The 3,766-nt window shown below is 61.6% G+C and carries 6 protein-coding genes; all 6 read left to right on the forward strand.

From position 1 onward, the window contains the following. Positions 1-112 precede the first annotated feature (112 nt). The 6 genes from IU459_RS40280 (at position 113) to IU459_RS36725 (ending at position 3,662) form a co-directional block, all read left to right on the forward strand. The gene (locus IU459_RS40280; protein WP_195134188.1) at positions 113-457 is read left to right on the forward strand and encodes a 2OG-Fe(II) oxygenase; all 345 of its coding nucleotides are present in this window, start codon (positions 113-115) and stop codon (positions 455-457) included. After that, complete coding sequence (locus tag IU459_RS36705) at positions 454-1,218, forward strand: DUF6065 family protein (RefSeq protein WP_195134183.1); 765 nt, start codon at positions 454-456, stop codon at positions 1,216-1,218. The genes IU459_RS40280 and IU459_RS36705 overlap by 4 nt, the downstream gene beginning before the upstream one ends. 16 nt (positions 1,219-1,234) lie before the next feature. Continuing rightward, the gene (locus IU459_RS36710; RefSeq protein WP_195134184.1) at positions 1,235-1,777 is read left to right on the forward strand and encodes a hypothetical protein; all 543 of its coding nucleotides are present in this window, start codon (positions 1,235-1,237) and stop codon (positions 1,775-1,777) included. Beyond that, positions 1,774-2,334 (forward strand): YkgJ family cysteine cluster protein, encoded by a 561-nt coding sequence (locus IU459_RS36715; RefSeq protein ID WP_195134185.1) that lies wholly within the window; start codon positions 1,774-1,776, stop codon positions 2,332-2,334. The genes IU459_RS36710 and IU459_RS36715 overlap by 4 nt, the downstream gene beginning before the upstream one ends. A 213-nt stretch (positions 2,335-2,547) precedes the next feature. Continuing rightward, positions 2,548-2,829: a DUF1843 domain-containing protein gene (locus IU459_RS36720; RefSeq protein WP_195134186.1), complete on the forward strand. Its 282-nt coding sequence runs from the start codon at positions 2,548-2,550 to the stop codon at positions 2,827-2,829. Between the two features lie 2 nt (positions 2,830-2,831). Beyond that, on the forward strand, positions 2,832-3,662 hold the full coding sequence (locus IU459_RS36725; protein ID WP_195134187.1) for a radical SAM protein: 831 nt from the start codon (positions 2,832-2,834) through the stop codon (positions 3,660-3,662). Positions 3,663-3,766: the final 104 nt, after the last annotated feature.

A 3,766-nucleotide genomic window follows, 5' to 3' on the forward strand; every position in this document is an offset into this window, starting at 1 on the left:
CCACCGCCGACGCCGCCAGCGAGGGCTGTCCCGGCTGACTCCGGTCGAGTATGAGACCCTGAACCAGGCCCCACTCGCGGCCTGAAACCACCACAACCCGCGAGTCAATCAGATCCGGGGCAGTCCCGGACAGGGCCACGAATGGCACGCGGACAATGTCCGAAGCGTCAACGGACGATGGGTCGCGAACCATACCCCGCACCGTGACATCGCCGGCATCCTTTACCTCAACCGAGTCAAGGGCGGCCGCTTGCGATTTCAGCGCGACGATATCGGCGCGCTTTCCCCGGCTGCGGGGCTCTATGTGACTTTTCCATGCGGGTCCGACTATCTCCACCACGTCGAACCAGTGATGTGTGGCGATCGCTTCACGATGTCGGTGTGGTTCACCACCGAACGGTGCCACGCCCATCCGGTTCTGGTCGCGCTCACAGCCGAGGACAGGAAACCGCATTGAACCTGCCGGAGCCGAGGTTCCCCCTCATCGCGTACAAGACCGCCGAGGACGCGCCGCGAATTCGGCCCGCGCCGCTCCGGCGGGCCTGGATGGATCGGACCGGTGATTCGTTCGCGAACCGCTGCCTGCCGCTGCTCATGGCAAACCAATACGGGTGGTTCGTTCTCAACAACTTCTCCTTCATCGCGACGTGGTCAGGCGACGACGCGGTCGAGGCGGTGGAGATCGAGTACGGCAGCGGTAACGCTCTTCCCATGGCCAGCAGCCACTTCGGGTACGGAATAATCACCTTCAACATTCCCCTTCTTTTCCGCACCCCGACCGGGTGGGACATGTCGGTGCGCGGGCCTGCGAACATTCCGAAGGACGGTGTGTGCCCGCTGGAGGGCATAGACGAAAGGGACTGGGCGTCAGCATCTTTCACCATGAACTGGAAGATCACACGGCCAGGGATACCTATCCACTTCGCCCGCGACGAACCGATATGCATGATCAGCCCACAGGCGCGCGGCACGATCGAGCAGTTCAATCCCATCCTCACCCCGGTGGCCAGTGAGCCCGAGATCGAACGTCTCCATGCGGAATGGGGACGCTCACGCGATGAATTTCTGTCGCGCTCGATGAACGGAAACATCAGCGGGCCGCAATGGCAACGCGACTATATGAGGGGCCAGCATGTCAACGGCGAACGTACCAACTCGCACCGAACACGTATCCACCTGCAGGATTTTCGACCCGCCGACAGCGATCGAACGCCATGACGAGATCGACGGGGGCGTGCTCCGCGCCGCGCTCGACCGGCGCGTCTGCGAGCTCGCCTCGGCCTACCTGCGCCTGAAAGCCGAGATTGGCGAAATGAGCTTGGGCGATGGACAACTGGCACGTTCCTACGCGTCGTATGGCGATGTGCTGATGGAAGTGATGCTGGCCGATCTGCAGCCGCAGATCGAGAAATTCCTGGGAACAGCGGTGTTGCCGACGCATTCCTACGCCCGGCTGTATCGGCGGTCGGACGAGTTGAAGAGGCATACCGATCGCCTCGCCTGCGAGGTCGCGGTCAGCCTCACCCTGGGCCGCGACACCGACGTATTGTGGCCGCTGTATGTCCAGGGAACAGGTTCGGCGCTCCGATTCGACCTGGACCCAGGCGATTGCGTCGTCTATGCCGGATCGCGGTGCAACCACTGGCGAGATCCCTTCGACGGCGAGTGGCAAGCGCAGGCGACATGGCACTATGTGCGAGCCGAAGGGCAACATGTCGAGTGGGCATTCGACAAGAGGCCCGCCCTGGGCCGACACGTCGGAACGAGACGGCTATGAGCTTTCCGACCGCGTGCTCGGTTTGCATCGGACGATGCTGCACCCGCTACTCGATCGAAGTGACAGCACACGACCTGCAGCGAATTTCGTCGGCGCAGGGCCTGCCGGCGGCGACGATCTGCGGCACGGTTCCCTCATGGGAGGGCCGTTGCCCCATCGAACCCTCCCGTATCCGCGGCGATCTCGTCAATGTGGTTATCAGCCAGAGTGATACCGGCTGCCGCTTCTACCGCGGCGGTCACGACGGCAACTGCGGCATCTATCCTGTCCGCCCGCGGTCCTGCGCGGTGTATCCGTTCTTCGGTGGCGACGGCATCGTTCTGCAACGTGAGAATCTACCCTGCCCGGCTCCCTGGAGTGCCCAACGCCACGCTCCGACGGTGGCCGACGACATCGACATCATGATGGCCGAGATCTCGACGCACAATCAATTGGTCCGAGACATCAACACGCGAGTAGACGACACAGCCGAACTCACCACCTACGTGAATTTGCTGATCGACGCGTTGGCGGCACACAACCATGCCCACCATGGAGGTACCACGCCGACCTCATAGACGATCCAGTGGGCCAACCTTGTTATTCAGGCCGACGCATCGGACATAGCGGCCTACCTAACCGCCATCAAAGCGGTTTTGCTCGGCCACACCTTGCCAGCGATCGCCAAAGACGACATTCGAAATCACTTGCTCAGTAGCTTGCGACCGTAAGCCATCCGTTTGATATTCGAGGCAACCGACGCGAAACGGATAAGTACAGAGGAACGACTCATGGAGGTGAATGATTTGGACAACGCTGGCGATGATGATGCTCAAGCGGCTTTTGACCGCCCACGTCCACCGTACGGTCACGCAATACACGACGCCATCAATAGCGGCGATCTGCAGCGGATGAAGGCTGTTGCGGAGGGTGCGCGAAAGGCACTGTATGAGGTTGAGTTTGCGCCGGTAGCACCTGAGCAGATTGCGGAGGTTACCGACGCGTTGCGCGCGCTCGAAGACGCGATTTCTCGCCTTGAGCCGCCTCGTCGCGCAGATGAGCCTGGCAGCTGACTATGACCAAACCCAACCGGTATCTCACCGAATCCGATATTCGCGAACACCGTCCGGTGCATGTCGTCTGGGAACTTACGTTGGCATGCAACCTCAAGTGCGTGCACTGCGGTTCGCGTGCGGGTGCGCGGCGCCCTAATGAGTTGTCGACCGAGGAGTGCCTCGACGTGGTGCATCAACTGCGTGATCTTGGCGTCCGAGAGGTAACTCTGATAGGCGGGGAGGCGTTTCTTCGTCCGGACTGGGTGCAGATCGTCCGAGCGGTCACGGCCAACGGAATGCAATGCGCGATACAGAGCGGGGGTTGGCATTTGGACGATGAGCGCATACGCGAGGTCAGCGACGCGGGACTGGTTGCCTGCGGGGTTTCGATCGACGGTCTCGCCGCACTGCACGACAGACTCCGCGGCCGCCGGGGTTCGTTCGACGCCGCAGTGAGGGCTCTGCACCGGTTGCGCGATGTCGGTATCCGCACGAGCGTCAACACTCAGATCACCGCACCGGTCATGCCTCAACTCCGCGATCTGCTAGAGGTTTTGATCCAAGCAAACGTCAGCAACTGGCAGGTGCAACTCATGGTTGCAATGGGACGTGCGGCGGACAATCACCACCTGCTCATCCAGCCATACGAACTGCTCGATCTGATGCCGATCCTGGCAGACCTGTACACGGCAGGGGTTGCGAATGGCGTGCTACTGCAGCCGGGAAACAATATCGGTTACTTCGGGCCGTTCGAACACGTGCTGCGTGGGAGCGGCGATTCTGCCGTGCACTGGACCGGCTGCTTCGCTGGTCGCAACGTCATGGGCTTAGGCCCAATACCAGTGACTTAAGGTTTGTGGGCTGGTAGGGTCTGTGCCCGGGAGGTGTGCATGCCGCGGCCTGGGCAGGTCAAGTCGGAGACGGATGAACGGTTGTCTGATCGCATCGCGGTCGG

Origin of the sequence: Nocardia amamiensis (assembly GCF_015477605.1) — a bacterium.
In the GTDB taxonomy this organism is placed as follows: Bacteria; Actinomycetota; Actinomycetes; order Mycobacteriales; family Mycobacteriaceae; genus Nocardia; species Nocardia amamiensis_A.